Below are 25,604 nucleotides of genomic sequence, written 5' to 3' on the forward strand. Positions count from 1 at the left end.
TATAGAAGAATCAGAAAGCAGATAAAAGATCAGGGAGGAACCAGCAGATGCAGAATTTATACCCGTTATTTGAGCGCAACCGAATATTAAAGAAGGAACTGCTATGGTCATTAAGAGATTATTCCTTTGCCCATATTCAACTGGAATATCAGGAATACGACCAGGGAATTCTGAGAGGATATGAGATAAAGGTCAGAGAAAATGATTTGGTTATTGGTCCCGGAATCTTTAAATACGGAAATTTTGTATGTCTTCAGACAGAGGAGGAACGGATACCTTATTCACCCAAGGAGCACCTGCAGTGTTTAAGAATGAAAGTGGAAATCGACAGGACTTCTCAGGATTATATTGCTTACAAAATGGAGTATTATGTGACAACAGATGAAAAGAAGGAAGAAAATGAATTCGAACTATGCCGCTTTCACTTGCGGAGCGGCGCACGGCTCAGAGATCAATACAGGGATTTTGGAGATATGGAAACAGAATATGATACGGTCAGCCTCATTCATTCAGAGTGGGGAGGGCTGGGAGGTAAAACTCTTTCACCTGCCATTGTAAAATACTTTGCAAGGATTGTTTTGGAAAGTGAAAATAGTCAGTTAGAAGACAGAACATTTGCTTATCTGTGCCTGACCCAGCCTGGGACAATTCCAGTTCATGTATTAGCTTCCTATATCAGTAAGCGGAGTGGAATAAGGATGGAGACAGTTAGAAATAATCAATTAATTTACCGCTCTATGCGCAGCATAATTGAAGAAATTCAAAAGGGAGGAGAAAAAAGTGTGGGTATTAGGAAGGAAAGGCATCGAATACTTGTAGATTGATTTTTAATCTTTCGGTTGATGAGAAATGGAAAATTTATTTTATAGAACAGGAGATGGAAAGTATAATGAAAAGTAACAAAACGGAAAAGATGAGCATTGTAGTGGCTCTTATTATATTTCTGTTTCCAGCTGTCCTGTTTGTGATGACTTCTTGCACTTTAAGGGAAAAGGGCGATAATGAAGTCCTGATGATTGACGTAGATCGGGGTAAAGATTCTTACAAGAGGTTATTAATACGTTTAATCCAGGATGATATAGCAATAAAAGAGAACGGGACAAAACATCATTTTTCGGATGAGGTTTCAGTCTACTATAAGGAGATGCTGTCAGATAGTAAATTTTTTGTTGTTGATATTAATGGAGATAAAAAGTTAGATATAGGAATCATGTTCCCAACAAATGTATTATTGACATATTATTACGATGAAGATACAGATACTTTAAGTCCGGCATTAGATTCTCATATCTATACAGAGATTTTAGGAAACGGACAGGTTATGATGGCTTCAAGCTCAGCCTCGAGCTCAGCGACCTTTTATGAAGTTATTGATATATCAGGTGAACCTATCACTATTATCACTTTTTTTAAGGATTATATGGGAGATGTTATTATACCAGATGAAACGAAAAAGCCTTATTTTGAGTACTCAATTGCTGTCGAGATGCGTTTACCAGATGGGCCTGATAAACTGAATACCACCAGCAACAGAACAGACGTTACAAAAGAACAGTGGGAAATGATGAAGAAGCCATTTGATGATTTGCGTAAAAATGCGCCAAAATCCTTTGATTACGAAGAATTAATGGCGATTAAATCGTCTCCAGATAACATGATAATTTCTAAATATCAAAATGTTAATTATATTGACAGTGAAACGTATTTAAAGATTAAGGCAGCCTATAATAAATTGAACTTTAATGTTTCTTTTAATACCGGCAATGTAGAAGAATATAATCTGTATAAAAAGCAATTTTGCAGGCTGTTAAAAAATGAAGCGATGTTTACTGAAAAGGAAACCGGCGAAGAATTTTATTTAAATGAATATGGATACTTTTCTATAGATGTTGACCTTGGCAGGTACGATCCCAATAATTATACCTATTACCTTTTTGATATAAATGGTGATGAAAGTCCGGAACTGTGCATATCGGACAATTCAAGCTTCACTTACGTTATTAGCTATGATACAGAGTCGGATTTATTTACTTTATGGCAAAAGTATGAAACTCCATATATATTTTTAATGGGAACTAAGAAAATTGGTTATTCAGGAAATGCAAAAGATGCATTTTTTATGTTGGATGAAGAAGGCGAATATGATTGTTTTCTTTGGTTTAAAACAGAGGGTTACAGGGATTTTGAGACCCAAAAGGACAGCTGTATTTTTATGGTGTCATTACCTCAATATGTAGATCAATATAACCAGGATGAATTAACCGAACATATGAGAAAGCAGGCTTTCTATGATGAGAATCAGGATTTATATTATTTTAGGGTAACAGAAAAACAATATAATAGTTTAACTAGAAGTTATTTTAAGGCGGTGAGATCAGCAAAAAAGGCTATAAAAAAGGTGGAATTTACATATGAGAAGTTGTCGGGTAATGATGTTTTTGAATAATAGAATAAAACCGTTTATTATAATCTTACTACTATTATGTTCATCTATTGTCACATTAAGAGTCGTTAACAATCCAGATTTGAATGAAAAACGTTCCTATGACAGCTTTAGCAGTAGTTCTTTTGCGCACAATGGAGAGATAGAGTTTGTTGACAAAGCAACATATAATATTTTAAAATCAGCTTATGGCAAGGTAGACTTTTCCGGGAAATTCAGAAAGGGAGATACAGCAGTATATGATTTATATAAGAAAGAATATGTTAAGCTGATTAAAGGAGAGGCAGATTTCTATGATAGAAAAACGGGAGAAAAACTTTCAATCGGTGATTTACAACATGAAGTGAACTTTGAAGAAAGCCTGCTTATGCTATTCGATATGAGTGGAGATGGAAACCCGGAACTGTATATCACTGATGGTGCAAGATACAAGTATGTTTTTAAGTATAATCTAAAGTCAGACAGGTTTGTTTTGTGGGCGGATTTAGGTTCAACCTGGTATGGTTTAGCAGGTACTCAAAAAGTATTCTGGTCTAGATTTCAGGAAAATAATATATTCTATATATTAGATGAAAACGGAAATCCGAATTGCACCGTTTACTTTCATTCGAAAGCGCTTGTGAATGATAAAACAGAACAGCAAGAGTCTGCATATATGGTTTCTATGCCTGAGTACGCAGGCAAAACAGTGAAATATACAAAAGCAATGAAATCCAAACGGTACTTTGACGAATATCATCAAAAATATTTTTTCAGAGTAACCAGAGAACAATATGACCAATTAGTTGCAGGTTATTTTAAATCGATAGATTTGGCATACCAGCAAACTTTGGCATTAACTTATACATATGAGGAAATGTTGAGTGATTGTTACCAACAGGAAACAGAAGAAAAAAGTTCAAATAAGCAAATAAGTGAAAAAGCAAGCGATATTGAAAGAATTAAAATCATATTCAGAGAATTCCTGTGCGGAAAAAGAAAAGCAAAAGAGGGTGAAGATATTGACTCGTTAACGATTCCTACAGGGGAACATGGTCAACGATATAGTACAAAATATGCGTTCTTTGATTCTAATGGCGATGGAAATCCGGAATTACACATTAATTCATCTCGTTATTATGTGATCTATACAGTGCAGGATGAGGAATTAACCATCTGGAAAGATCTATCCCCCAATCTGTATTATTTTGCATTGAAAAATGGTGCTTTTGTCAGTTATAAACCAGGTAGTGCTCCAATGCATGAGATATATAATTATCATATTTATAATTTTGCAGGTGATGAGGTGTGGAATATTCCATTTTCATGTTACGATTCAAATGAAAATGGAAGTTATGATGAAGATGATGAGTATCTGTTTCATAATATTAAGGTTACCCAAAAACAGTGGGAGGAGCTAACAGCAAAGTATCTATGCCGTGATTCTGATGGAGGACTGAATATAAAAAATGAAATTGAATGGATAAACTTAAATCAGGATATGGGGGATCATATATTATATAATATTGTTCCAGAAAAATTTACAAAAAGTGATACCATTGATATTTTTTATCCGACCATTACAGGATTAGCCGATTCGGGTGTACAGCAAAGTATTAATTATTTGTTGAAAACAGAGGCTTTCACTGAATTAACAGGTTATTCACAAAGCCAGGGAGTTAATATGTATGATTTATCCCTTTCTATACAGTACGAAATTCTATATAAAAACAATGATTTCCTGAGCGTATGTTATAAAGGAGATGTATATCAACAGAGAGCGGTTTATCCAAGATTCACACTGCACCCAGCCCACAAGAGAGGAACCCCATTCATATTATGGAGCTCCTCTCTTTTTTTATCCCCTGCCTCTATAAAGTTATTTTTTATGTAAGCGTCAAATTAAACAGTAAAGTACCTAATGCATTTTTGGAATATGGATAATCTGATATTTTAATGAATAACTATTCATATTTTTTACAAACTCAAATTATCTGCTATCTGAATCACAAAAATTATTCGATATTGCATATAAGTGATATAATCTTCAGATACTGAATTGCATAAAACAATTTCAATTCTGAATTATGTCAATAGCAGACTATGGAGGGAAATATGAAAGAGAATCAGAAAGTAGTAAGAATTATAACAGAAGGCGTAATTGAAGAATACTGTAAATGGCTGTACTGCCAGGAAAAGAGCCAGGTTACCATTCAAAAATACCGGTATTATCTGGAGCAATTTACCTGCTTTCTGGAAGGAAGGAGCATAAACAAAGAGCTGGTAATCTTATGGAAAGCCCAGCTGCGGAAAAGGTTTTCTCCTGTGACTGCCAACGGAGCATTGGCAGCAGTCAATGGATTTTTTAAATACAGCGGCTGGCCGGATTGCCGGGTGAGATTTTACAAGGTCAGCAGAAGCGTGTTCTGTACAGAGCAAAAGGAGCTGAATAAAGGCGAATATAAAAGGCTGGTAAAAGCAGCACAGGAAAACAAAAATGAACGTCTGGCCATGATCCTGCAGACGATCTGCTCCAGTGGTATCCGTGTTTCCGAACTGCCCTTTATTACTGTTGAAGCGGTGAGGAGTGGTGTGGCAGAGGTTGAATGTAAAGGAAGGATCCGAACCGTCCTGCTTACCCGCCAATTATGCGAAACATTATCAGAGTACGCAAAGAAGCGGCATATTATATCCGGTATGATATTTATTACCCGTAATGGAAAAGCGATTGACAGAAGCAATATCTGGAGGGAGATGAAAGCATTGGGCAGCCTGGCCGGAGTTGCTGAAGAAAAGATATTTCCTCATAACCTTCGTCATTTGTTTGCCAGGACCTTTTATATGATGGAGAAAGATTTATCGAGACTTGCAGATATATTGGGACACAGTGACGTGAATACTACCCGTATTTACACAAAGGAAAGTGGTCATGCACATTTAAAAATACTGGAGCAATTGGATCTATTAGTCGCACAATACAACGGAATACCTCTTTTGTTGTAATAATAAGTCGAATCTTTTCTTTAATATACTACATAAATGCTTAAAAGTCTACAATTATTTTAATAAACTAGGTTAATTGTATAAATTTGTTGAATCTGGATAGCGCAAACAGGCTGGAGTTGTGAAAAAATCCCCAGCCTGTTTGCGGTGTCCTTCTTTTTTTTATAAAAGACTCACCTCTGGTTAAATTTTCTTTTATTTACAACAAAAGAGGTATTCTGTTGTAACTGAATATAAGCGAGTCATTGATCCGGTATACATACCTTATAAGATCAGGAACATGAGGGAAAAAATGAATGGAATTTTAGGTACTGCCGTTTTAACCGGCATGAGCAGTCTGGTTGGTTATTTTATACCAGAGTTATCATATTCCTTTGCCTGTTATAAATGCAGGCGGAAGGGATATCCGAGACCGTTAAAAATCCCCGGTCTCAGGTGGAAAGGTTTAAGCCTTATTTTTACTGCAGGCGTTACAGGATTGTCCTGCTTTTTATTACCCTTTGATCAGGCTATATTTACGATGCTCATCTGCTATATTGCTGCTTTCGGTGTCTGTGTGGACCGGTTAATAAGAATTATCGCCAATGAAATGCTGTGGGTGATTCTGACAGCAGGTATTACATACCGCATACATTCAGGCGGCCTGGCAGGGCTTTTTGGTTCCGCAGCAGCGATGGTGATGGTTGTTGTTATTTTCGGACTGACCATGCTGTTTACCTATTTAAGGAAAGGAACTGCCGGAGTTGGAATGGGAGACGTAAAGCTCGCCATGATTATTGGAATAACGGTGGGCTTTCCCGGAGTTTTTTACTTCCTGACCGGAATGGCCTGTGTCATCGGATTTTATTGTCTGGCAGGCATGAAATATGGTTTTTTAGCCCGGGACAGTACGTTCCCCATGTGCGGACACATAATGGCAGGCTTTTTAATCGCATTGCTCTGGCCGTACATTTCAATCACTATTTTATAAAATGAGGAGAATATGAAAAGCTTAAGATCTGAAAATGGACAGGCCATGGTAGAATATGCAACTCTGTTTGCAGCAGTTGTGATCGTGGCCGTGATTACCTTCGGAAATATGTCAGAGGCTACGGTTAAGATTTTTAATCTGATTCAGAACAGTCTGCTGCCTGTATTTCCGTAATGTTTGTAGTAACCAGCCGGTTTGGTTAGAACATAGGAAAGATAAAATATGGAAATTGGTATAATGAAGTTTATATTATTTCTAAATACACAGAAGATGGGGAGGTGAAAAATATGAAAAAACTTTGGGATAAATTTGTTTCTGAGGAAAGCGGACAGGGAATGGTGGAATATGGTTTAATTCTCGCATTGATCGCTGTAGCTGTTATTGTTGGATTACAGGCACTTGGTGGTAAGGTTCAGGGTACATTTGATAAGATAAATACTTCAATGCCGTAAAAAAAGGATAAAAAATCAAACCGGCTGTTGCTTATAAAAAGACGAGGCGAATATACAGTGAACATCTGCGAGCCTCGTCTTGAATTGTAATTAAGTGTAATACCAGGGAGGAATTAAGGTGAAAAAAATTCGTTTGATTGCATTGGCAGTGGCATTCCTTGTGTTCATAGCCGGATACCGGATGCTTGCAATGAGAGAGAACCATCAGTCTCAGACTCAGACAGACGGGCAGAAGATCGAAGTGGTCGTTGCAGCGCAGGATCTGAGTCCCTACACAACACTGACGAAGGATATGATAAAGCTGAAAAAGGTACTGGTTGATGAAGAAACGAAGGGCTATTATAAAAAGCCGGAGGAAGTAGTGGGTAAGGTATGTGTAACAAATGTCTTTCAGGATGAAGTGCTGACTGACCGGAGGCTCGCAGATGACAATGCAGAAGTTCTTGGACTTTCCTCCAGACTGGAGGAAGGAAAACGGGCGATATCCATAAATACGGATTTAGAACAGGGGGTTTCCAATAATCTCAGAGTTGGAAACTATGTGGACGTTATTTTTACAGGCTCCCTGAAATCATCTGTGCCGGGGAGCGAAGAAGAGCTTCCGGCAGGACTGGCCATGGAGCGGATCATGGGACCCCAGAATCCGGCAAATGCCCAGATTGTAAATGATTCAATAGGAAATGAGTTTTCTGTCATTGCCCTGCAGAATATTAAGGTTGCGGCACTTGGAAACTCGTTTTCCTTTGACAGCACAAAAGACTATAAAGATGAGGAATACGTAAGCGTCACACTGGAAGTAACTCCCTCTCAGGCAGCCCGGATTGCCCTCATGAAGAGCGGGGAAGGGAAAATTCAGCTGGCACTCAGACCGCAGGAGGACAGCAGTGTTGTTAACGAACCCCGTGGATCGGTACTTGAAAATTATGAAGGAAATTAGTTTTCTTTCGGAAAGGGGAATCAGCTTGTGAAAATTAAAGTTCTGCTCCTGGGAATACCGGAGAAATGTTCAAAGATCAAAACGCAGATAAAAGACGAGGAGATCACCATAGTCGGATATGTCGTGGATGAGAATCAGGTTCTGAATGAAATAAACCGGACGATGCCGGATCTGATTCTGATTACGGATACTTTGCCCATGGCCCTGCGATCCTGCCAGCAGATTTATCTGCTGCGCCCGCGCTCCGTACCCATTGTGCTCTCAGATCTGGAAGACAGCGATCTGATGTATAAGATCCTGCAGTCAGGAGTCCACTACATTCTGCCTGAAAATATAGAGCCAATTAATCTGATTGCAGAATTAAAAGGAATCTACAGCAATGAATCAAACCGTATTCTGGCATTGGAGAATACAGGAGCCAAGTCTTCCAAATCGAAAGTGATTATGATCTTCGGACCAAAGGCCGGAGTGGGAAAGACAACTCTGGCTGTAAATATGTCAATTAAGCTGGCACAGAAAAACAATAAAGTGGTTATTCTGGATTATGACTTTCAGTCCGGAGATGTGGGTATCATGCTTGGTATGAATCCGAGAAATACAATTCTGGAACTGATACAGGAACAGAGCAATCCCAACGTGGATACAATCCGGCAGTTTTTGTCTCTCCATCTTTCCGGAGTGAACTTCCTTCCCAATCCCCACAGCCCGGAATATGGGGCTTCCATTACTGCCAGACAGGCGGAGAGCATTATTGCGGCGCTTCGGGTTTACTATGACTATGTAATCGTTGATGCAGTTTCGGGTTTTGATGATACATCAGCAAGCTGCATTGACTGTGCCTCCTCTGTTTTATTTGTAACCGGAAAAGATGTGCCCGCACTGCATAATGCCAAGAAAAGTCTCCAGGTGCTGGCAGAACTGACGGATAAACAGAAAATCAGACTGATTGTTGGAAAGTGCTGTGGATACGGAATTTCAGACAACGATGTTTCCCGGGTGCTTGGCATGCCGGTATGGGGTTCCATTCCCTGTGATGAGAAATCAGCCGCGGCGGCAGCAAATCAGGGTCAGCCCCTTGTTTTGTCGTATCCGAAAAGCAAGATCTGCAAGGAAATTTCCAATATAGCAGACCGGCTGGAAGGAATGAACGAAGGCTGCAGAAATGGTAAAAGCAGGAAAAAGAAACGGATATCATTCCTTCAAAAAGGAAAGGAGACTGTATAAGCAATGGAGTGGGTATCTCGTCTGGGTCAGCCAAAGGAAACAGACCATTCTGCTTCAAAGGCATTCAGCGCTTCAAGCGCGGAACCAGGAAACAGAACGGATAAAAATTATGACAAATTAAAGCAGACCGTTCACCAGGAGGTAATACGGGAATACAATGACCGATTCTCGGATAATGCCAATGTAAAATCCATTAATGTTATGGAAATCATCCATCAGGCCATTGCCAGACAGGAGGAGAGCCTGACCCGTCTGGAGGAATCAAAGCTGGCTCAGGAAATTTACGACGATGTCATGGGACTGGGCCCCTTAGAGCCGCTTCTGCGGGATGATTCTATTTCTGAAATCATGGTGAACAGTGCAAGACAGATATACATAGAACGGGGAGGCAGACTGGAACAGACACCTGCCAGCTTCCGGGATGATGCCCATGTGTTAAAGGTAATCAACCGGATTGTTTCATCTGTGGGCAGACGGTGTGATGAAGCCACCCCCATGGTGGATGCCCGTCTGGCAGACGGTTCCCGTGTAAATGCCATCATTCCGCCCATCGCTTTAAAAGGCCCCTCCATCACAATCAGAAAATTTTCTTCCACACCCCTTAAGATCGGAGACTTAATCGGATACGGTTCCCTCTCTTCCCAGATGGCAGGATTTCTGGAGGCAGCAGTTAAGGGACGCTGCAATATCATTGTTTCAGGAGGAACCGGTTCAGGAAAAACCACACTGCTGAATGTATTATCAGGTTATATTCCTGACAGTGAAAGAATTGTGACCATAGAGGACGCGGCCGAGCTCCAGCTGAAGCAGGATCATGTGGTAACTCTGGAAGGGCGTCCAAGCAATATTGAAGGAAAAGGGATTGTTTCCATAAGGGATCTGGTGAAGAATGCACTTAGAATGCGTCCGGACCGGATTATTGTGGGAGAGGTCCGGTCCGGAGAGACGCTGGATATGCTTCAGGCCATGAATACAGGCCATGACGGTTCCCTGACTACAGTACACGCGAATTCTTCCAGAGATGTAATATCCCGTCTGGAAACAATGGTTTTAATGTCAGGAATGGAATTGCCTGCAAAAGCCATCAGAGAGCAGATTACCTCAGCCATTGACTTAATCGTGCATCAGTCCCGTTTACGGGATGGAAGCAGAAAAATTGTCAACATTTCTGAGGTGGTCGGAATGGAAGGAGATACCGTTACCATGCAGGATATTTTCAGTTTCCGCCAGAACGGTACGGATGGGAACGGAAAAATTGCAGGGAAGTTTGAACCAACGGGAATTCATCCGAAAATTCTTGATAAGATCAGGGATAATGGAGGCTATTGCAGGGATGACTGGTTTCTTGCGGAAAGGAGGTAAAAAATGAAAATGATTTGTCTGGCTTCAGCGGCGTTATTCTGCTATTGTGCCATTGAGATAATACTTGAATTCCTGTTAAAAAAACAGCTGCAGATTAACCGGAGGTTAAGCGATTTAAGCGAGGTTAAAAAAGAGACAGCAGTATCATCTGTTGGAGAGGAAAAAAAGGAAAGACAGCTTTTGCGTTTCATACATATCTCAAAGAAGCTGAAAGAAGAAGTCAGCTTATCCGGAATCAGGCTGCGTCCGGAGGAGTTTATCATGATCTGGTTCCTTCTTATCTTTGCACCGGCCATGCTTTTATTTGCGTTTGCCCCCAATTTGATTCAGTGCATGGGGCTTTTCCTTATAGGACTGGTTCTTCCCCCTTTCTTTCTGAAAATGGCGGCTGCGAAACAGCGTTCCCTGTTTGAGGCTCAGTTAGGGGATGCGTTGATGGTGCTTTCCAATGGTTTAAGAGCCGGTTTTTCCTTTGAACAGGCGCTGGAGAATGTTTCCGGGGATTTAGCCGACCCCATTGGCGGTGAACTGAACACAATTGTAAGGGAGTTAAAGCTTGGAGCGGAACTGGAACAGTCTTTTCTCATAGTATCTGATCGAATGAAGAGTGATGATTTAAAGCTGCTCACCACAGCTGTTATCATACAACAGAGAGTGGGCGGAAATCTGGCAGAAATACTGGATATCATTTCCCAGACGATTCGGGACAGACTGACAATTAAGCGAACCATAAAGACACTGACCGCCCAGGGCAGGATTACAGGTCAGGTGATTGGTGTACTTCCGGTTCTGCTGCTGCTTGCTCTTTCATTTGCCAATCCGGAGTATATTTCGCCGCTGTTTTCATCTCTGCCAGGACGTTTTCTGCTGCTACTTGGCGGAGGAATGGAGATTTTGGGCTTCTTAATAATTAATAAAATCGTAGATATTAAGTTTTGATGAAACCTTAAGAGATTAAAACAGGAGAAGAAAAAATGATATTTCTGACAGCCATAGCCGGCGCAGTTTTTGCTTATTTTTTTGTGGATCTATGTTTCTCAGCCGCTTTTTCTAAAACCCTTGCTTTGAACAGCCGCTTAAAATCTGTGGAAGACATGGGGAAACGGCAGAGAGAAACAGGGGAACTGGATGTTTCGATGGCAGACCGGATCATGAGACCGGTTTTAAACCGCATCCTTACCATATTTTCCGTATTCGCGCCTAAAAATCCAGCGGCTCTGGAGAGAATGGAGCAGCAGCTCAGACAGGCAGGCATTCATATGAAATCCCAAAACTACAGCGCGGCAGTTGCCTTTTTTACGGCAGTCTGCATTGGTTTGGGAGCTTTATACGGAAGGACAGGAGGCTTTTTACAGGCTGTCCTTTATGGTGCACTTGGCCTTTATGCCGGAATCGTTGTAAGCCGCTTTCAATTGAAAAGCAAAATAAAAAAACGGAAAGCACAACTATATCATCAGCTTCCGGAAATGATGGATTTATTAAGTGTCAGTGTTTCGGCGGGACTGGGCTTTGACCAGGCCCTGGGATATGTGGTAGAAAAATCCAGGGGTCCCCTCATCGACGAACTGGATGTTACCCAGAGGGAAATTTCCCTGGGCCGCCGGCGAAAGGATGCCCTGAACGGATTTGCAGACCGGTGCGAAAATATGGAGATCCGGACCTTTGTCACGGCTGTGATCCAGGCCGATGAAATGGGATCCTCCATGCAGAATATTCTGTCCATCCAGGCGTCTGCAATCCGGCAGACCCATAAACAGAATGTAGAGGAAAAGGCACAGAAATTGTCTGTTAAGATTCTGCTTCCCATGGTGCTGTTTATATTTCCTGTTATCTTTATTGTACTTTTGGGACCGGCAGTTATGTCAATTATGGAAATGTTTGGAGGTATGTAGATATGATAGTTCTTATAGAAGGGGAAAATGGTTTCCATGTACAGGCGGAAATTGCCGATACCTTCATGAAAAGGCTGCAGGGGCTGATGTTTTGCCGGGAGCTGCATGAGGGGAGTGCCCTGCTTTTAGATTCCTGTTCCCGCATTCATACATGCTTCATGCGTTTCCCCATTGATGTGGTATACCTGGACCATGGCAATATGGTTTTAAAAAGGGAAACCGTTTATCCCTGGCGGCTGGGAAGCTTTGTGAAGGGAACCAGAAAGGTATTGGAATTAAATAAAGGCGCCGCAAGAAAGTTAAAGACCGAAAAACAGCTGTTTATCAGTTCTATTGAAGAAAGGAGGTCGTAAGATGAATTACAATCAGGGAAATGATTTCGTACAGGAAGTGGGAAACGCCGGACAAATGGGGGGTATACTTCCTGACGGCATGGAAGGTCTTACCGGTAAGAATATTCAGACCGAGCTTGCTGCAAAGCTCCAGACAACAGTGGTCGGAGGGTATACCAAAAAGAGTGTGGAAGAATATGCTTTGGAAATGAAGAATAATCTGATGCTGATAAAGATGCAGCTGGAGCAGCAGATCCGTGAGCTGACCGCTGAAAAAGTCAGTGTGACCCAGGAATGCCAGGTGCTTCGGGAGCAATTAAACACAGCGGAGGAAAAGCTTTCTGATGCAATTGCTCTAAAGGAAAGGGCAATGCAGGAAGCAAGGCTGTCAGCAGCAAAATCAGAAGAATGGGAGAACCAGCATTCTGATTATGAAGAAATGCAGCTGCAGAAAGAAATGTATGAGGCTGAGATCTCCCAAAAAGAACAGGATATAATCCGGCTGAATGGACAATTATCAAACTATCAGCTCGATTATGAGATTCTTAAGGCAAAGATGAAGGATATGGAGGAGAACCTGCTGAAGGTTTCCCTGGGCCTGCCTCAGCCGGATATGGAAGAAATGCTGCGGCAGAAAAAGGAGGCTGAACAAAAATATGAAAAGCTCCTTATTAAAATGGAAGAAAACGCCATAGCGTTAGAACAGGAACGCCAGGCCCGTAAGGAAGAACGGGAGCAGCAGAACCTGATGACTGAAAAAGGAAAATGGGAGCAGCAGGCTTTGATCGCTGAACGGGAAAAACTGGAGCAGCAGATCTTGTCAGCTGAAAAGGAAAAATCGGAACACCAGGCTTTAATAGCAAAGCGGGAAAAACTAGGGCAGCAGGCTTTGACGTCTGAAAAGGAAAAATGGGAGAAGAAGCTTGATGACTTAAAGCAGCAGTACGAAGAACAGGAAAACTATAAGAAGGAGCTGGAAGAAAAGGTTGACGTTTTATATAAGAACTATGAGGAAAACGCATCCTGGATAAAAAGGCAGGAGCAGCAGATTGAAGAAAAGGATATGCTTTTGAATCATTACCAGGGGCAGGAGCAGGGGACTATACTGACCCGTCAGGAAAATCAAAAATTAAAAGATACCATAGATTCCTTAAAAGAAACCATTCAGATGATTATGGAACAGATGGAAACTCAGTCTGAAAGCATGAACCTTTACATGGAGCGTACCACTCAGGAACGGGATACCCTTAAAAAAGCAATTGGGGGACAGGCAGCGCTGAAACTTCAAAATGTGGAATTGCTGGACATCCAGAGAGGCCTGCTCGCCCAGATCGAGGAACTGAAATCCAGGAATATGCAGCTTGAGAACGGTATGGAGCTGCAGAAAAAAGTGTCGTTACCAGTGGAACGGGAAAAACGGGGTGTAATGCCGGAAAAGCAGCCATCTGCCAGCGCAGAAAGGGAGAATTCTGATCCGGAGCTGTTTACCTGTGATAAAGCCATGCAGAAAGCCAGGGGATTGTTCTCTGTGATGGAAGGAGAATATGCCGAGAAGACCAGGGAGGTAAAGAACATTGGCTGATTTTAACGGTAAGGATGAAAACGGGCAGTCAATCCTGGAATTTGCCCTGATTCTACCTATCATAGTGCTGCTCTTTACTGCTCCTGTGGATTTCTTTATCTGCATGAATACAAAGATGACATTAAGCAGTGCTGCCAGCGAGTGTATCAGCCGTTTAGACTATTCTGATATTTCTTCGGGAACAGTGAGCAATAAGCTGACACAGATAATTATGCAGAATTTTACCGAACGGCTGGATCCTTCCAATGTTAATATTGAGGAACTGAACGCAGGAAGCAGTCAAAAAAACGATTACAGTTATTACGTTTACTCTAGTGATCTGGTCAATCCATCTGATTTTGGCAGCCAGTTTGAGGTGCGTCCCGGCAGTTATGAGTACACTGAGATACAGCTGCAGCTTTCTTATGAACGCCCTGCAGTGACTTTTTGGGGAACGTTCTTTCTGGGCAATACATATAAAGTGAAAACACCTGTTTATTCCCGTGATATTTATATAAGCGGCTATACTCCATAGTGCGGACGGGAGGAGGATTATGTATGAAATGTTTTCTGATTTTGAAACAGGATAAAGGACAGGGTATGGTAGAATTTGCACTGATCTTTCCTATTTTTATTATGATTATTCTTTTCATAATCGAAGTGGGATGGATGACATACCAGCAGACTGTTTTCGATCAGAGTTACCAGTATTCCAGCTGGTCTGTACAGGCATCAGATTTCGGGGATTCGGATCCTATGGATACCTGCCCGTCCAGCGCAGTCTATACCGGAAATACGGTGTCAGACCCTTTGGTGGAAAGAATAAAGGAAGCCAGCTTTTGGGGCTTTTTACCGGAGAATTTAACAGTCAGTGATGCAAAGGCAGTAATGAAAAATGTAGAAAAGCCCTTTTCGGTGCCAGGCCGGATACCAGCCGACACCATAACGGCAATCAGCCGTACCCGCTATATGGATTTAAATGCCACCCTGTCCTATGATATATACCCTCTTACCTTTTTGGGACGGCAGGTTTTCGGATCCAGGGTGACAAAGGAAAAAAAATTAAGCTGCAGCCGGGTCGTATCCACCCAGCACAGATCTGAGTAGCATTGAGGTAGAAAAAAGGGAGGAAAGCATGAAATGTAAAACCAGATGGAAAAAAAAACTTGCCTGTTTTGACCGGGAAGATGGAAATATTCTGCTTCTTTTCGCCGGATGCCTGACTGTCCTGATTTTTTTCATCGGAATATCCATGGATCTGGGGCTCATCTACTTAAAGCGCAATGCACTGATGAATCTATGCCAGCTTGTAAAAGAAGACAGGTTTACGTTCCAGGATTCCATTCGATATTCCGATAATCCGGGGAAAGACAGTTTTACCATGATAGAAGATGCCCTGAGAAGGAATCATTTTGATGGAACCGTGAAGGTTTATTTTAAAGAAGATGCACCAGAGACCAATTACCGGTATTACAAAATACGGACACAGCTCAGCGAAGAATATTCTTATACATTTCTGAAGATTTTCGGAGCCGATACCACTACCATTACCGTCTATTTTGACGGAGGGGAGACATACGGAGAAGGGATTTCGGATGTCATATGGCATCCTGCTTTACCGGTTTCCAGCTACAATGGTTCTTACACCAGCCAGCCTGACGGAAGCTTCGGGTATGACAGTGCAGATATACCGGCTGACTGGTAACGGATAAATATGAGGTGATTTAAAATGCAAAAGAAGGTTTTTTCAGCTGTCGTTTTTCTGATTGCAGCGGCGTGTATTCTCACTGCATGCAAAAGGAGCGGCTTTATTATTAAAAAGGATCCAGCCAGGGAATGTACGCTTACATTTTGGCATTGGGACACAGGGCATGAAGAATTTTATGAGAAAATCGCATCGGAATATGCGAAGGAGCATGAAGGAATAAATATTAATATCAGGCTGGTTCCCTATGAAACTTATACAGAGGAGTGGTTTAAAGCTGCTGCAGAAGGTGAAACTGCAGATGTTTTTGCCATTCCTCCTGAAAGTCTGGCTGAATTTATAGAAAGCAAAAAGCTTGAGGCGCTGACCTATGCAGATCTTATCCCTGCAGGCAGTGAAGAGGAGTTTCTTATAAACAAACCAGGAAAAGAGAAGGCTTATGCCCTTCCTGCAGCCGGCAGTCTTCCGGTGATTTTTTATAATAAAGATATTTATGAACAGAATCAGCTTGTTGTTCCTGAAACACTTTCAGATTTTGTGACAAACTGTGCCATATTAAAACAGTCTTCCTGCCAGCCGTTTGCCATGTCTCTGACTGAGGAAGGGCTGTTTGACTCTTTTGATTTTACTGCCGGGATTCTGGCTAACGGAAAGAGTCTGAACGGGCAAAAATCTGAGAAACAGGACTTTAAAAAGCTGCTGGATAATAATACCGGCTATTATGATCTGCTTGGAGTTGCAATGGAATTGTCACTGGATAAGGGAAACAGTGTGAAGGGACATCAGGCTCTGTTAGAAAATTTTGCACAGAACAAATATGCTATGATCTGCGGCACCACAGAAGACATTGATGTATTGAATGAGTGCATGTCATCTTCTTTTGGGTGGTTTGCGCTGCCGGGAGAGGACTACACAAAAGCAGGAGTCTGGAAGGCAAATCATATGTACGGGGCTGCAAAAGACGGAAAATCAGTGAAGGAAGCAAAAAAATTCCTTTCTTATTTCCTAACCCAAAAGAATCAGCTGGCATTTTCATCGGAGTTTGGGATGCTTCCGGCTGTAAGAGGCATAAAGCCGGATGATAAGGAAATCAGACAGGCATACGAACTGGTAAACGGAAAAAAGGAAGTGTATTTCCAATTTTTTCAGGCCATGTCACAGGAAGAAAGAACGTTATGTGCAAAGAATTTAGATTTGATATTTTCAGGTAAAGTAACAGATTCGGAAGGATTTTTAGCAGAATGGATCAAAAAACTGAAAAATTAAGAGGAGAAGAAGTGTGCGGAGGTAAAAGCAATGTTTAAAATAATAAGAAAAGGGCTGCCGGTCATGCTGCTGGCACTTTTTGGACTGTTTCTTTGTCCTGAAAAGACCCTGGCAGCTTCTGCCCAGCCCTTGACCATCTATGTAACTACCCTTATTGATAATTCGGCTGATTATCCGGATCAGGCCGGACAGATAAATTCCAGATATGACGCAAAACGGATCTATCAGATGTCAAAAACCAGCAGTTATCCGGCTTATTATCCATCCGGATATGAAACAGGAGTCGTAATTCTGAAAAACGGCTTCACATCAACCGTGAAGTTCTCCGGAAAATCTTCAGGCACAAACTGCAACACGGTCTGGTTCGGGGCAAACGGATATACCGATTCCCATTTGAGTCTTATCTCCGTAGAATACGGCAAGAACGTAAGTGCCTATACCTATAACGGAACCGGAAACGCTTCCAATCCATTTGCGGCTCAGGCCTATAACTGGATTTCTATCGGCGGTAATGCTGCCGAGGTCAGGGTAACCCTTCATTTTAAATATAATCCTGATATTGATGAGGTTCCGCCAGAGGAGGTGCCGGAGCCGGAACATAAGAAAGTGATCGATTATCTTGGCGACGGTGTCGGAAATCCGGATACAGATGCCCATGGGGTTAATGATTATCGGATTTATCTGGATTTAACCACCAGCAGGGAAGAGAAAGCAAAAAAATCGGATATTATTTTTGTTTTGGATGTCAGTAATTCCATGGAAGAATCAATGGGAGGTGAAACCAGGTTCCAGGTCATGAAACAGACGGTATACAATGCCGTATCGACTCTTTCAGAAAATCCGGATAACAGCTTTTCCATTATCACCTTCGGAACGAATTCCAATCTTGTGGTTTCAGAAAGCACAGACAGAAACAGCCTGCTTCAGACTATAAATTCCCTGGCTCTTCCTGGAGGTTTAGAAGGCGGAACAAATTATTACCAGTCCATGAATCAGGCATCTGAACTGATCGGGGGGATTTCCTCACCGGGAGCCGAGCATGTAGTGTTTTTCATTACCGACGGGCAGCCTACGGCAGCGACTCCTGCTGCACAGGCACTGGGCTATTCCGTTTATACAGAGGTGGGAACGGTTTACGCTGCTGATGCCGCCAGGCGAATGCAGGGGGTTGACCGGTTTTATTCTATTTTCATGGGCAGCAGTACCGGGGGCGCATCGACTTTGCAGACCATTACACAGATGGTAAATACCAATATAGAAAAATATATGGTACAGGCAGCCAGCGCGGAACAAATCAGCAATGCATTTAACCGGTTCTTGTCACAAATCAGCAATTCGTTTTACGATGTGACAATCAATGATCAGCTTTCTGAGTACGTTGATTATATGGGAGACTTAAAGGTAATGCGTCAGACCGGCAGCGCACAGCCGGAATATCTGTCAGACGGCAGCGATTACACGGCAGGCTTTGAAAATGCCGGGATAAATATAAAACTGTTAAGGGGAACCTTACCGGCCAGCCGTTATGTTGTATCTTTTAATGTACACGCCTCCGATAAAGCACTGGATTCCTATGATTCAAACCAAAGCTATCCCCATACAGGAGATTCCGGCACGGATTATCCAGGCAACAGCACCAGTTCAGGAATGTCCGGATTTTACTCCAATTCAAAGGCCGGTCTTACCTATTCATATGGAAATAGCGGCAGGGCTGAGTATGCTTACAATAAGCCGGTGGTCCAGGTTGTTGAACCGGAAGCTGTTAAGGCTGAAATTCAATTAAAAAAGATTCTGACAGGTATGACACTGGAAGCAGGCAGTTTCCAGTTTGAGATCAGCAGGTTTTCTGATGGGAAAGAAATTCCTGTTGCAACAGCTTTTAATGATGGGAAAGGCAATATTACCTTTCCGGAAGTGGAACTGAAAAAACCGGGGGTTTTTATCTATCATGTAAAGGAAATCATTCCCCAAAAGAAAATACCAAACATGATATACGATACAAAGACGATTCAGGTAGAGGCAGAGGCCGCAAGATCAGGGGATGAACTGAAAGCCCGGATCCGTTATCCAGAGGATGTTTCCTTTGTTAACCGTTATGAGCCGCAGCCGGTATCTGTCAGCCTGAGTGCTCAAAAAAAGCTTTTGGGACGTACCCTGAAGAATGGAATGTTCCAGTTCCGTCTTCTTAACGGAAACAATGAGGGAGTGGAGACGGTGTTCAATGATGGTTCCGGAAAAATCAGTTTCGCTCCGCTCACATTTACAAAAGAAGGAACCTACACGTATCTGATCCGGGAGTCTGTTCCCATTCCTGCCGACCCGAATATTACGTATGATTTAAAAACCATAACGGCGAAAGTTCTGGTGACGGACAGCGGCGGCAAGCTGAAGGCAGAAGTTTCCTACTGGCCCGATCAGGTATTTAAGAATAGTTTTACTTATCAGAAGGAATCGGCAACCATTGAAGTGAAAAAGGTTCTGACCGGAATGCAGCTCACGGCCGGACTGTTTGAGTTTGAACTTAAGGACATGAATACCGGTGACATAAAAAAATCTGAAAACAGGGCAGATGGCACTGTCGGCTTTATGGAATCCTATGATGAACCTGGTGAATATACTTATCAGATCCGGGAAATAAAACCTTCTGAACCCATTCTATATATGAATTATGACAGCAAAATCATAACCGTTACAGTGTCGGTAAAAGATGATGGTACGGGAAATTTAGTTACAACAGTGGAATATCCTGATGATAAAACTTTTTATAATTCCTATAAGATACGCGGAGGGATCTGGTAATTATAGTTATGAATAGTAATTTTAATATAAATAAACCACAAGGCTATGTTATAATTATTTAAAACTATCCTATTGATTGAAGTATTACAAATCAGAAAGGGGGTGACAAACCAGATGGACACCATGGAATCAACCAGAAGATCAAAATACAAAGAGCCAATCCAGCACGGAAACGCCTTCTTCCCATTCAGCACCCACGAAACAGATATAAGGCTAAGGGAAGGAAAAACCTTTCACACCTACATTATGAACGGAGAGAACTTTGGAGGTCTGGTTGGTCTGGGTCAGGAGCCTCCCCTATATTTCCATTGCCACAGGGAGCTGGAGCTATTCTGGGTATGCAAAGGAACCGCCAGAATCAGCATAGAAAATGAAGAGATTCAAGTTCATGAAGGAGACGTTCTGTTAATACGGCCAGACAGAATCCATGGCTCCAACGATTTTCTAAAAGAAGACCTCATCTACAGGACAATCTTATTCAGCTACGAGTTCGTAGGCAGTATGGAGAATGATGTCATCAGGCAAAATTACATTGACCCCCTATTTTCCGTAACAACCGGACCTTATATCTTTCTGTCATCCGAACAGCAGGAGAGTGAAAGACAGTATCAACTTTTAAATGAAGCATACGCCATATATGAAAATGACCAAAAAGGATTTGAGCTGCTTTTAAAAGCCAGAGTACTGGAATTCTTCTATGAAGTAGTAAAAATCGGAAAAATATCACAAACCCAGGAACAGACGGATGCAGGAATCGGCCTGTTTATGAAAAACATCAATCATTACATAACGGAAAATTACACAAACAGAATGGAACTAAGTGATGCAGCAAAGCACGTTTCCATGAGCAAGGGGTATTTTTGCCGCTACTTTAAACATGCATTTCACATGACCTTTCATGAGTACCTGACTCATGTGCGGCTGCGGGAAGCTGAGAATCTGGTTCGCACCACACACCTTGGTATGGAAGAGATTGCAATCCGCACGGGCTTTTCCAATTCCAATTATTTTACAGTCTGTTTTAAGAAGCATTATCATATGATTCCCACAAAATACCGGAACGAAGTCAATATTTAATCTTACTGAAGCCATCTCACAAGGAGAGGAGCCCCAATCATTTACGGAGCCCCTCTCCTTTATTATCCCCTCCCCTATAAAGTCACTTTTTTAATAAAAGAGGTCAATATAAACAGGGTAACTTCATGTGCATACAACTAAAATAATAGTATGAATCCGATCGAAAGGGGTAAAAAGGCATGAATTATATCAGAGAAGACCAGGGAGCTATTATTTTTGAGAATGACGGGGAAACCCTCCGTATCGAGCCGTGGGGAACAAATTCCCTACGGGTGCGAGCCGTGATGATGGGGGATATCAAAGATACAGATTACGCACTTCTTCCAGCACTATTTAAACCTGCCACAATCATAATAAAAGATGAGTTTAACGGCTCAATTACCAATGGAGCAATCACCGCATCTTTATCGGTAGATGACTGGCACAAAAGATGCAGGGTAAGCTTTTTTAACCAGAAGGGAGAACTTCTCCTGGAAGAGGAAAAAGCCGGAGGAGCCCTTAATAAAAAGACCAGAAACTTCAAACCAAGACTGGGAGGGGACTATGAGCTGACTGTTACCTTTGCATCAGACCAGTCGGAACGGATGTACGGAATGGGACAGTATCAGCAGGAAGTCTTAAATGTGAAGAACTGCATTTTAGAACTTGCCCATAGAAACTCCCAGGCCTCTGTTCCCTTTGTACTTTCCGATAAAGGATATGGCTTTTTCTGGCATAACCCTGCAGTGGGAACCGCCTCCTTTGGAAAGAACATTACCCAGTGGTATGCGGAAAGCACCAGGCAGATGGATTACTGGATTACCGCAGGGGATACCCCCGAAGAAATCGTGGGAGCCTATGCCAAAGTCACGGGGACACCTCCTCCCATGCCCGAACATGGTCTGGGATTCTGGCAGTGCAAGTTAAGATACTGGAATCAGGAAGAACTGTTAAACGTTGCCAGAGAATATCATAAAAGAGGAATTCCGGTAGACGTGATTGTAGTTGATTTCTACCACTGGCCTAAGTGTGGCGACTACCGTTTTGATGAAAATGATTTCCCCGATCCAAAAGCGATGGTTGAGGAACTGAACAGTTATGGTATGGAGCTGATGGTTTCCATCTGGCCACAGGTGAACTTAACCAGTGAAAATTATGAGGAAATGAAACAGAAAGGGCTGCTTGTAAAATCAGAACGTGGAGTTCCCATCGCGATGAGGTTCCAGGGGGAGAATGCATTCTTTGATGCAACCAATCCAAAAGCCAGAGAATATGTATGGAACTTATGCAGAAAGAATTATTATGACTTTGGGATTAAAACCTTCTGGCTTGATGAGGCCGAGCCGGAATTTTCCACATATGAGTATGATAATTACCGTTACTATATGGGACCTGTTAACCAGATCGGAAACATTTATCCCCAGCTCTACGCAAAAACCTTCTATGACGGTCAGATTGCCGCCGGTATGGATACAGCGGTTAATCTGCTGCGCTGTGCCTGGGCAGGCAGCCAGCGCTATGGCGCACTGGTATGGTCCGGGGATATCCATAGCGATTGGAAGACGTTAAGAGAACAGCTTTGTGCAGGTCTGAATATGGGAATAGCAGGAATTCCCTGGTGGACAACTGACATCGGAGGATTCATGGGCGGAGATCCTACAGATCCTTCCTTCCGGCAGCTGTTCGTTCGCTGGTTCCAGTGGGGAACGTTCTGTCCGGTTATGCGGCTTCATGGTGACCGGAGTCCTTCAAAGCCAGTTAATCACACAGACGGCTCACCATCAATGCCAACTGGAGCAGATAATGAAATATGGAGCTTTGGAGAGGAAAACACACCTATTTTAGAAAAATACATACAGTTCAGAGAAGCAATGCGGCCTTATTTACGAAAATTAATGAATGAAGCCCATAAATTAGGTAAACCAGTCATGCGTACCATGTTCTATGAATTCCCCCAGGATGAGATGTGCTGGGATCTGACCGATCAGTACATGTTTGGTTCCGATATTCTGGTAGCGCCAATTCTTTACGAGAATACATATGAAAGAGATGTGTATCTTCCTCATGGAGCAAGCTGGACCCTGATTTATGATGGAACAAAATACAAAGGAGGACAAATTGTTCATCAGACAGCAGGTATTGATCAAATTCCTATTTTTCTTCGTGACGATAATCAGAAAGAATTGATTGGAAAAATATAAATCCGGTACAATCCGGCTAATCCGACCCCAAACCGGCTCCCAAAAGATCCATTTTTTACCAAAAATTACATGTAGAGCGCTAAATATTACATGAACGAAAAAAATGCAGACTTTTGTAGTATAATCACCTCAATGGAAACAGGAAGGGAGGAGATACGATTTTTACTGCAATAGCATTTATCGTAATTGGGTTGCTTTTGGTATTTATGCCATATGAAAAATTTCTTGAAATTTTTCCGGCAGCCAAATCCAAAATAATGATTAAAGTTTTAGGGGGCTTTTTTCTGGTTTTTGGTTTTGGTTACATATTACTGGCGCTGTTCGTGTAAGATACAATTTTTACAGTACAGTTTTGGAATATCAATATCATGTGCAATCAGACAAGTATGAAAAACTGTGATTTCAATCATTATAAATGATCGGAAAAACAACAAAAGAAAGAAGCGGCGGAATGTACTCCCCGCTTTTTTCTTTTGAAGATATGAAACATTTAAAATTTAAGAACCTGTTAACTGGAAAAATCAGGCGGATGATGTTATAATGAAAAAAATCAAACAAATATAGAAAAAGGAGCAAAAAAATACGATACATGGATAAACATCAAGTACTCAGGCACTATTTCGGTTACGACAGTTTCCGGGAAGGGCAGGAAATACTGATTGACAGCATTCTGGCAGGGAGAGATGCCATGGGGATTATGCCGACTGGTTCCGGTAAGTCTCTTTGCTTTCAGGTTCCGGCTCTTATGACAGAAGGAATTACTTTAGTTATTTCCCCTTTGATATCCCTGATGAAAGATCAGGTCGCTTCACTCAATCAGGCAGGCATTCACGCCGCATATCTTAACAGTTCTTTAAGTTCAAGTCAGTATATAAAAGCCCTCGCTTATGCACGGGAAGGGCGCTATCCCATTATTTACGTTGCACCGGAACGGCTTTTGACCGAAGAATTTTTGGATTTTTGTTTAAACGTCCGGATTTCCATGGTGGCAGTGGACGAAGCTCACTGCGTATCCCAGTGGGGACAGGACTTCAGACCCAGCTATTTAAAGATTGTTGATTTTATTGAAAAACTTCCAAAACGACCTGTTATCAGTGCTTTTACTGCTACGGCGACAAAGGAGGTTCGTGAAGATATTATTGACATTTTAATGCTTCAGGATCCGGCTGTTGTATCTACTGGTTATGACAGACCGAATCTTTATTTAAGTGTGCAGTTTCCCAAGGATAAGTATGCCACCATGATAAATTTTGTGGAGAGACACCCGGGGCAGTGCGGCATCATCTATTGTCTTACCAGAAAGATGGTGGAGGAAGTTTGTGGGAAATTAAACAAAGAGGGATTTTCTGCAACCAGGTATCATGCAGGACTAAGTGATGCAGAACGCAGAACCAATCAGGATGATTTTATTTATGACAAGAGCCTTATTATGGTGGCCACCAATGCCTTTGGAATGGGCATTGATAAGTCCAATGTCCGCTATGTCATTCATTATAATATGCCAAAAAATCTGGAGTCCTATTATCAGGAAGTGGGACGCTGTTCCAGAGACGGGGAGCCGGGAGAATGCCTGCTTCTTTATGGTGGTCAGGACGTAATCACCAATCAGATGTTTATTGAAAGCAATCAGGATAATCAGGAGCTTGATCCCATCACCCGAAAGCTTGTGGAAGAACGGGACAGAGAACGGCTGAAAAAAATGACCTATTACTGTTTTACCAACGATTGCCTGAGGGATTACATACTCCGCTATTTTGGAGAGTATAAGGAAAATTATTGTGGAAATTGTTCCAACTGCTTAACCGGATTTGAGACTGTGGATGTGACGGATATAGCAAGAGCCATTATTGGATGTACGGAATCCAGCAGACAGCGGTATGGTGCAAACGTAATTATGGATACTCTGCATGGCGCAAATACGGCTAAAATCAGAAATTACGGTATGAATGAAAATCCCCATTATGCTGTTTTATCGAAAGTTCCTGTATACAAGCTAAGGCAGGTCATGAACCATCTTCTTTTAAAGGAGTATCTGTCTGTTACCAACGATGAATATGCCATTGTAAAGCTGACGCAAAAGGCAGGTGCTGTTTTAAAGGAAGAAGAAACCATTCTCATGAAGATGGCAAAAGAGGAAGCCGCTGTTTCAGAGGGAAAAGAAAGCCGTAAGACAAAGAAGAGCAGTTCACCGGCACTGGATCTTTCTAAGGCAGAGGAAGAATTGTTTGAAACATTAAGAACGCTACGGCTTAAAATAGCCAAAGAGGAAAAAGTACCACCCTATATCGTATTTTCCGATAAAACCCTGATCCATATGTCGGTGCAAAAACCAAAGAACCGGGAAGAGATGCTTCTGGTGTCCGGTGTGGGAACATTTAAATATGATAAATACGGAGAACGATTTTTAGAAATTTTAAAATAA

General features: G+C 41.9%; 22 protein-coding genes. All 22 read left to right on the forward strand.

Going from position 1 to position 25,604, the window contains the following annotated elements:
• Positions 1-47 precede the first annotated feature (47 nt).
• The 22 genes from ABS301_RS14515 (at position 48) to recQ (ending at position 25,604) form a co-directional block, all read left to right on the forward strand.
• A complete protein-coding gene (locus ABS301_RS14515; RefSeq protein WP_349672899.1) occupies positions 48-824 on the forward strand; it encodes a hypothetical protein in 777 nt (258 codons plus the stop codon).
• A 65-nt stretch (positions 825-889) separates the two neighbouring features.
• Positions 890-2,446 carry a hypothetical protein gene (locus tag ABS301_RS14520; RefSeq protein WP_349672900.1) on the forward strand — a complete coding sequence of 519 codons (1,557 nt, stop codon included), beginning with the start codon at positions 890-892 and terminating at the stop codon, positions 2,444-2,446.
• Positions 2,412-4,316, forward strand: coding sequence for a hypothetical protein (locus ABS301_RS14525; protein ID WP_349672901.1), 1,905 nt, complete (start codon positions 2,412-2,414; stop codon positions 4,314-4,316). Before ABS301_RS14520 ends, ABS301_RS14525 begins: the two co-directional genes overlap by 35 nt.
• A gap of 221 nt (positions 4,317-4,537) precedes the next feature.
• The gene (locus ABS301_RS14530; RefSeq protein WP_349672902.1) at positions 4,538-5,425 is read left to right on the forward strand and encodes a tyrosine-type recombinase/integrase; all 888 of its coding nucleotides are present in this window, start codon (positions 4,538-4,540) and stop codon (positions 5,423-5,425) included.
• A 292-nt stretch (positions 5,426-5,717) separates the two neighbouring features.
• The gene (locus tag ABS301_RS14535) at positions 5,718-6,395 is read left to right on the forward strand and encodes a prepilin peptidase (RefSeq protein WP_349672903.1); all 678 of its coding nucleotides are present in this window, start codon (positions 5,718-5,720) and stop codon (positions 6,393-6,395) included.
• Between the two features lie 12 nt (positions 6,396-6,407).
• A complete protein-coding gene (locus ABS301_RS14540) occupies positions 6,408-6,569 on the forward strand; it encodes a Flp family type IVb pilin (protein WP_349672904.1) in 162 nt (53 codons plus the stop codon).
• A 113-nt stretch (positions 6,570-6,682) separates the two neighbouring features.
• Complete coding sequence (locus ABS301_RS14545; RefSeq protein WP_104436451.1) at positions 6,683-6,847, forward strand: Flp family type IVb pilin; 165 nt, start codon at positions 6,683-6,685, stop codon at positions 6,845-6,847.
• Positions 6,848-6,965: 118 nt separating this feature from the next.
• A complete protein-coding gene (gene cpaB / locus ABS301_RS14550) occupies positions 6,966-7,784 on the forward strand; it encodes a Flp pilus assembly protein CpaB (RefSeq protein ID WP_349672905.1) in 819 nt (272 codons plus the stop codon).
• A 27-nt stretch (positions 7,785-7,811) separates the two neighbouring features.
• Positions 7,812-9,008 carry a P-loop NTPase gene (locus ABS301_RS14555; protein ID WP_349672906.1) on the forward strand — a complete coding sequence of 399 codons (1,197 nt, stop codon included), beginning with the start codon at positions 7,812-7,814 and terminating at the stop codon, positions 9,006-9,008.
• A 3-nt stretch (positions 9,009-9,011) separates the two neighbouring features.
• The gene (locus ABS301_RS14560; protein ID WP_349672907.1) at positions 9,012-10,370 is read left to right on the forward strand and encodes a TadA family conjugal transfer-associated ATPase; all 1,359 of its coding nucleotides are present in this window, start codon (positions 9,012-9,014) and stop codon (positions 10,368-10,370) included.
• Between the two features lie 3 nt (positions 10,371-10,373).
• Positions 10,374-11,309, forward strand: a complete 936-nt coding sequence (locus ABS301_RS14565; RefSeq protein ID WP_349672908.1) for a type II secretion system F family protein — start codon at positions 10,374-10,376, stop codon at positions 11,307-11,309.
• A gap of 35 nt (positions 11,310-11,344) precedes the next feature.
• Positions 11,345-12,262: a type II secretion system F family protein gene (locus ABS301_RS14570; RefSeq protein WP_349672909.1), complete on the forward strand. Its 918-nt coding sequence runs from the start codon at positions 11,345-11,347 to the stop codon at positions 12,260-12,262.
• Between the two features lie 2 nt (positions 12,263-12,264).
• On the forward strand, positions 12,265-12,615 hold the full coding sequence (locus ABS301_RS14575) for a DUF192 domain-containing protein (protein WP_349672910.1): 351 nt from the start codon (positions 12,265-12,267) through the stop codon (positions 12,613-12,615).
• Position 12,616: 1 nt separating this feature from the next.
• Positions 12,617-14,176 carry a coiled-coil domain-containing protein gene (locus ABS301_RS14580; protein ID WP_349672911.1) on the forward strand — a complete coding sequence of 520 codons (1,560 nt, stop codon included), beginning with the start codon at positions 12,617-12,619 and terminating at the stop codon, positions 14,174-14,176.
• Positions 14,169-14,690 (forward strand): TadE/TadG family type IV pilus assembly protein, encoded by a 522-nt coding sequence (locus ABS301_RS14585; protein WP_349672912.1) that lies wholly within the window; start codon positions 14,169-14,171, stop codon positions 14,688-14,690. Before ABS301_RS14580 ends, ABS301_RS14585 begins: the two co-directional genes overlap by 8 nt.
• A gap of 23 nt (positions 14,691-14,713) precedes the next feature.
• Positions 14,714-15,262: a TadE/TadG family type IV pilus assembly protein gene (locus ABS301_RS14590; RefSeq protein ID WP_349672913.1), complete on the forward strand. Its 549-nt coding sequence runs from the start codon at positions 14,714-14,716 to the stop codon at positions 15,260-15,262.
• A gap of 28 nt (positions 15,263-15,290) precedes the next feature.
• On the forward strand, positions 15,291-15,860 hold the full coding sequence (locus tag ABS301_RS14595) for a TadE/TadG family type IV pilus assembly protein (protein ID WP_349672914.1): 570 nt from the start codon (positions 15,291-15,293) through the stop codon (positions 15,858-15,860).
• Positions 15,861-15,884: 24 nt separating this feature from the next.
• Positions 15,885-17,126, forward strand: coding sequence for an ABC transporter substrate-binding protein (locus ABS301_RS14600; RefSeq protein ID WP_349672915.1), 1,242 nt, complete (start codon positions 15,885-15,887; stop codon positions 17,124-17,126).
• Between the two features lie 30 nt (positions 17,127-17,156).
• The gene (locus ABS301_RS14605; RefSeq protein ID WP_349672916.1) at positions 17,157-19,925 is read left to right on the forward strand and encodes a Spy0128 family protein; all 2,769 of its coding nucleotides are present in this window, start codon (positions 17,157-17,159) and stop codon (positions 19,923-19,925) included.
• A 114-nt stretch (positions 19,926-20,039) separates the two neighbouring features.
• Positions 20,040-21,002 (forward strand): AraC family transcriptional regulator, encoded by a 963-nt coding sequence (locus ABS301_RS14610; RefSeq protein WP_349672917.1) that lies wholly within the window; start codon positions 20,040-20,042, stop codon positions 21,000-21,002.
• 179 nt (positions 21,003-21,181) lie between these two features.
• Positions 21,182-23,182, forward strand: a complete 2,001-nt coding sequence (locus ABS301_RS14615; protein WP_349672918.1) for a glycoside hydrolase family 31 protein — start codon at positions 21,182-21,184, stop codon at positions 23,180-23,182.
• Positions 23,183-23,771: 589 nt separating this feature from the next.
• Complete coding sequence (gene recQ, locus ABS301_RS14620) at positions 23,772-25,604, forward strand: DNA helicase RecQ (RefSeq protein WP_349672919.1); 1,833 nt, start codon at positions 23,772-23,774, stop codon at positions 25,602-25,604.

Source organism: Lacrimispora sp., from assembly GCF_031982545.1.
Classification (GTDB): Bacteria; Bacillota; Clostridia; order Lachnospirales; family Lachnospiraceae; genus Lacrimispora.

Excerpts from the sequence above, each read along its gene's own strand:
- ABS301_RS14515 (WP_349672899.1), top strand. The coding sequence starts at position 48 with ATGCAGAATTTATACCCGTTATTTGAGCGCAACCGAATATTAAAGAAG.
- ABS301_RS14605 (WP_349672916.1), top strand. The coding sequence starts at position 17,157 with ATGTTTAAAATAATAAGAAAAGGGCTGCCGGTCATGCTGCTGGCACTT.
- ABS301_RS14575 (WP_349672910.1), top strand. The coding sequence starts at position 12,265 with ATGATAGTTCTTATAGAAGGGGAAAATGGTTTCCATGTACAGGCGGAA.
- ABS301_RS14590 (WP_349672913.1), top strand. The coding sequence starts at position 14,714 with ATGAAATGTTTTCTGATTTTGAAACAGGATAAAGGACAGGGTATGGTA.
- ABS301_RS14535 (WP_349672903.1), top strand. The coding sequence starts at position 5,718 with ATGAATGGAATTTTAGGTACTGCCGTTTTAACCGGCATGAGCAGTCTG.
- ABS301_RS14545 (WP_104436451.1), top strand. The coding sequence starts at position 6,683 with ATGAAAAAACTTTGGGATAAATTTGTTTCTGAGGAAAGCGGACAGGGA.
- ABS301_RS14570 (WP_349672909.1), top strand. The coding sequence starts at position 11,345 with ATGATATTTCTGACAGCCATAGCCGGCGCAGTTTTTGCTTATTTTTTT.
- ABS301_RS14540 (WP_349672904.1), top strand. The coding sequence starts at position 6,408 with ATGAAAAGCTTAAGATCTGAAAATGGACAGGCCATGGTAGAATATGCA.
- ABS301_RS14615 (WP_349672918.1), top strand. The coding sequence starts at position 21,182 with ATGAATTATATCAGAGAAGACCAGGGAGCTATTATTTTTGAGAATGAC.
- ABS301_RS14530 (WP_349672902.1), top strand. The coding sequence starts at position 4,538 with ATGAAAGAGAATCAGAAAGTAGTAAGAATTATAACAGAAGGCGTAATT.
- ABS301_RS14525 (WP_349672901.1), top strand. The coding sequence starts at position 2,412 with ATGAGAAGTTGTCGGGTAATGATGTTTTTGAATAATAGAATAAAACCG.
- ABS301_RS14595 (WP_349672914.1), top strand. The coding sequence starts at position 15,291 with ATGAAATGTAAAACCAGATGGAAAAAAAAACTTGCCTGTTTTGACCGG.
- ABS301_RS14560 (WP_349672907.1), top strand. The coding sequence starts at position 9,012 with ATGGAGTGGGTATCTCGTCTGGGTCAGCCAAAGGAAACAGACCATTCT.
- ABS301_RS14565 (WP_349672908.1), top strand. The coding sequence starts at position 10,374 with ATGAAAATGATTTGTCTGGCTTCAGCGGCGTTATTCTGCTATTGTGCC.
- ABS301_RS14520 (WP_349672900.1), top strand. The coding sequence starts at position 890 with ATGAAAAGTAACAAAACGGAAAAGATGAGCATTGTAGTGGCTCTTATT.
- recQ (WP_349672919.1), top strand. The coding sequence starts at position 23,772 with ATGGATAAACATCAAGTACTCAGGCACTATTTCGGTTACGACAGTTTC.
- ABS301_RS14580 (WP_349672911.1), top strand. The coding sequence starts at position 12,617 with ATGAATTACAATCAGGGAAATGATTTCGTACAGGAAGTGGGAAACGCC.
- ABS301_RS14600 (WP_349672915.1), top strand. The coding sequence starts at position 15,885 with ATGCAAAAGAAGGTTTTTTCAGCTGTCGTTTTTCTGATTGCAGCGGCG.
- ABS301_RS14610 (WP_349672917.1), top strand. The coding sequence starts at position 20,040 with ATGGACACCATGGAATCAACCAGAAGATCAAAATACAAAGAGCCAATC.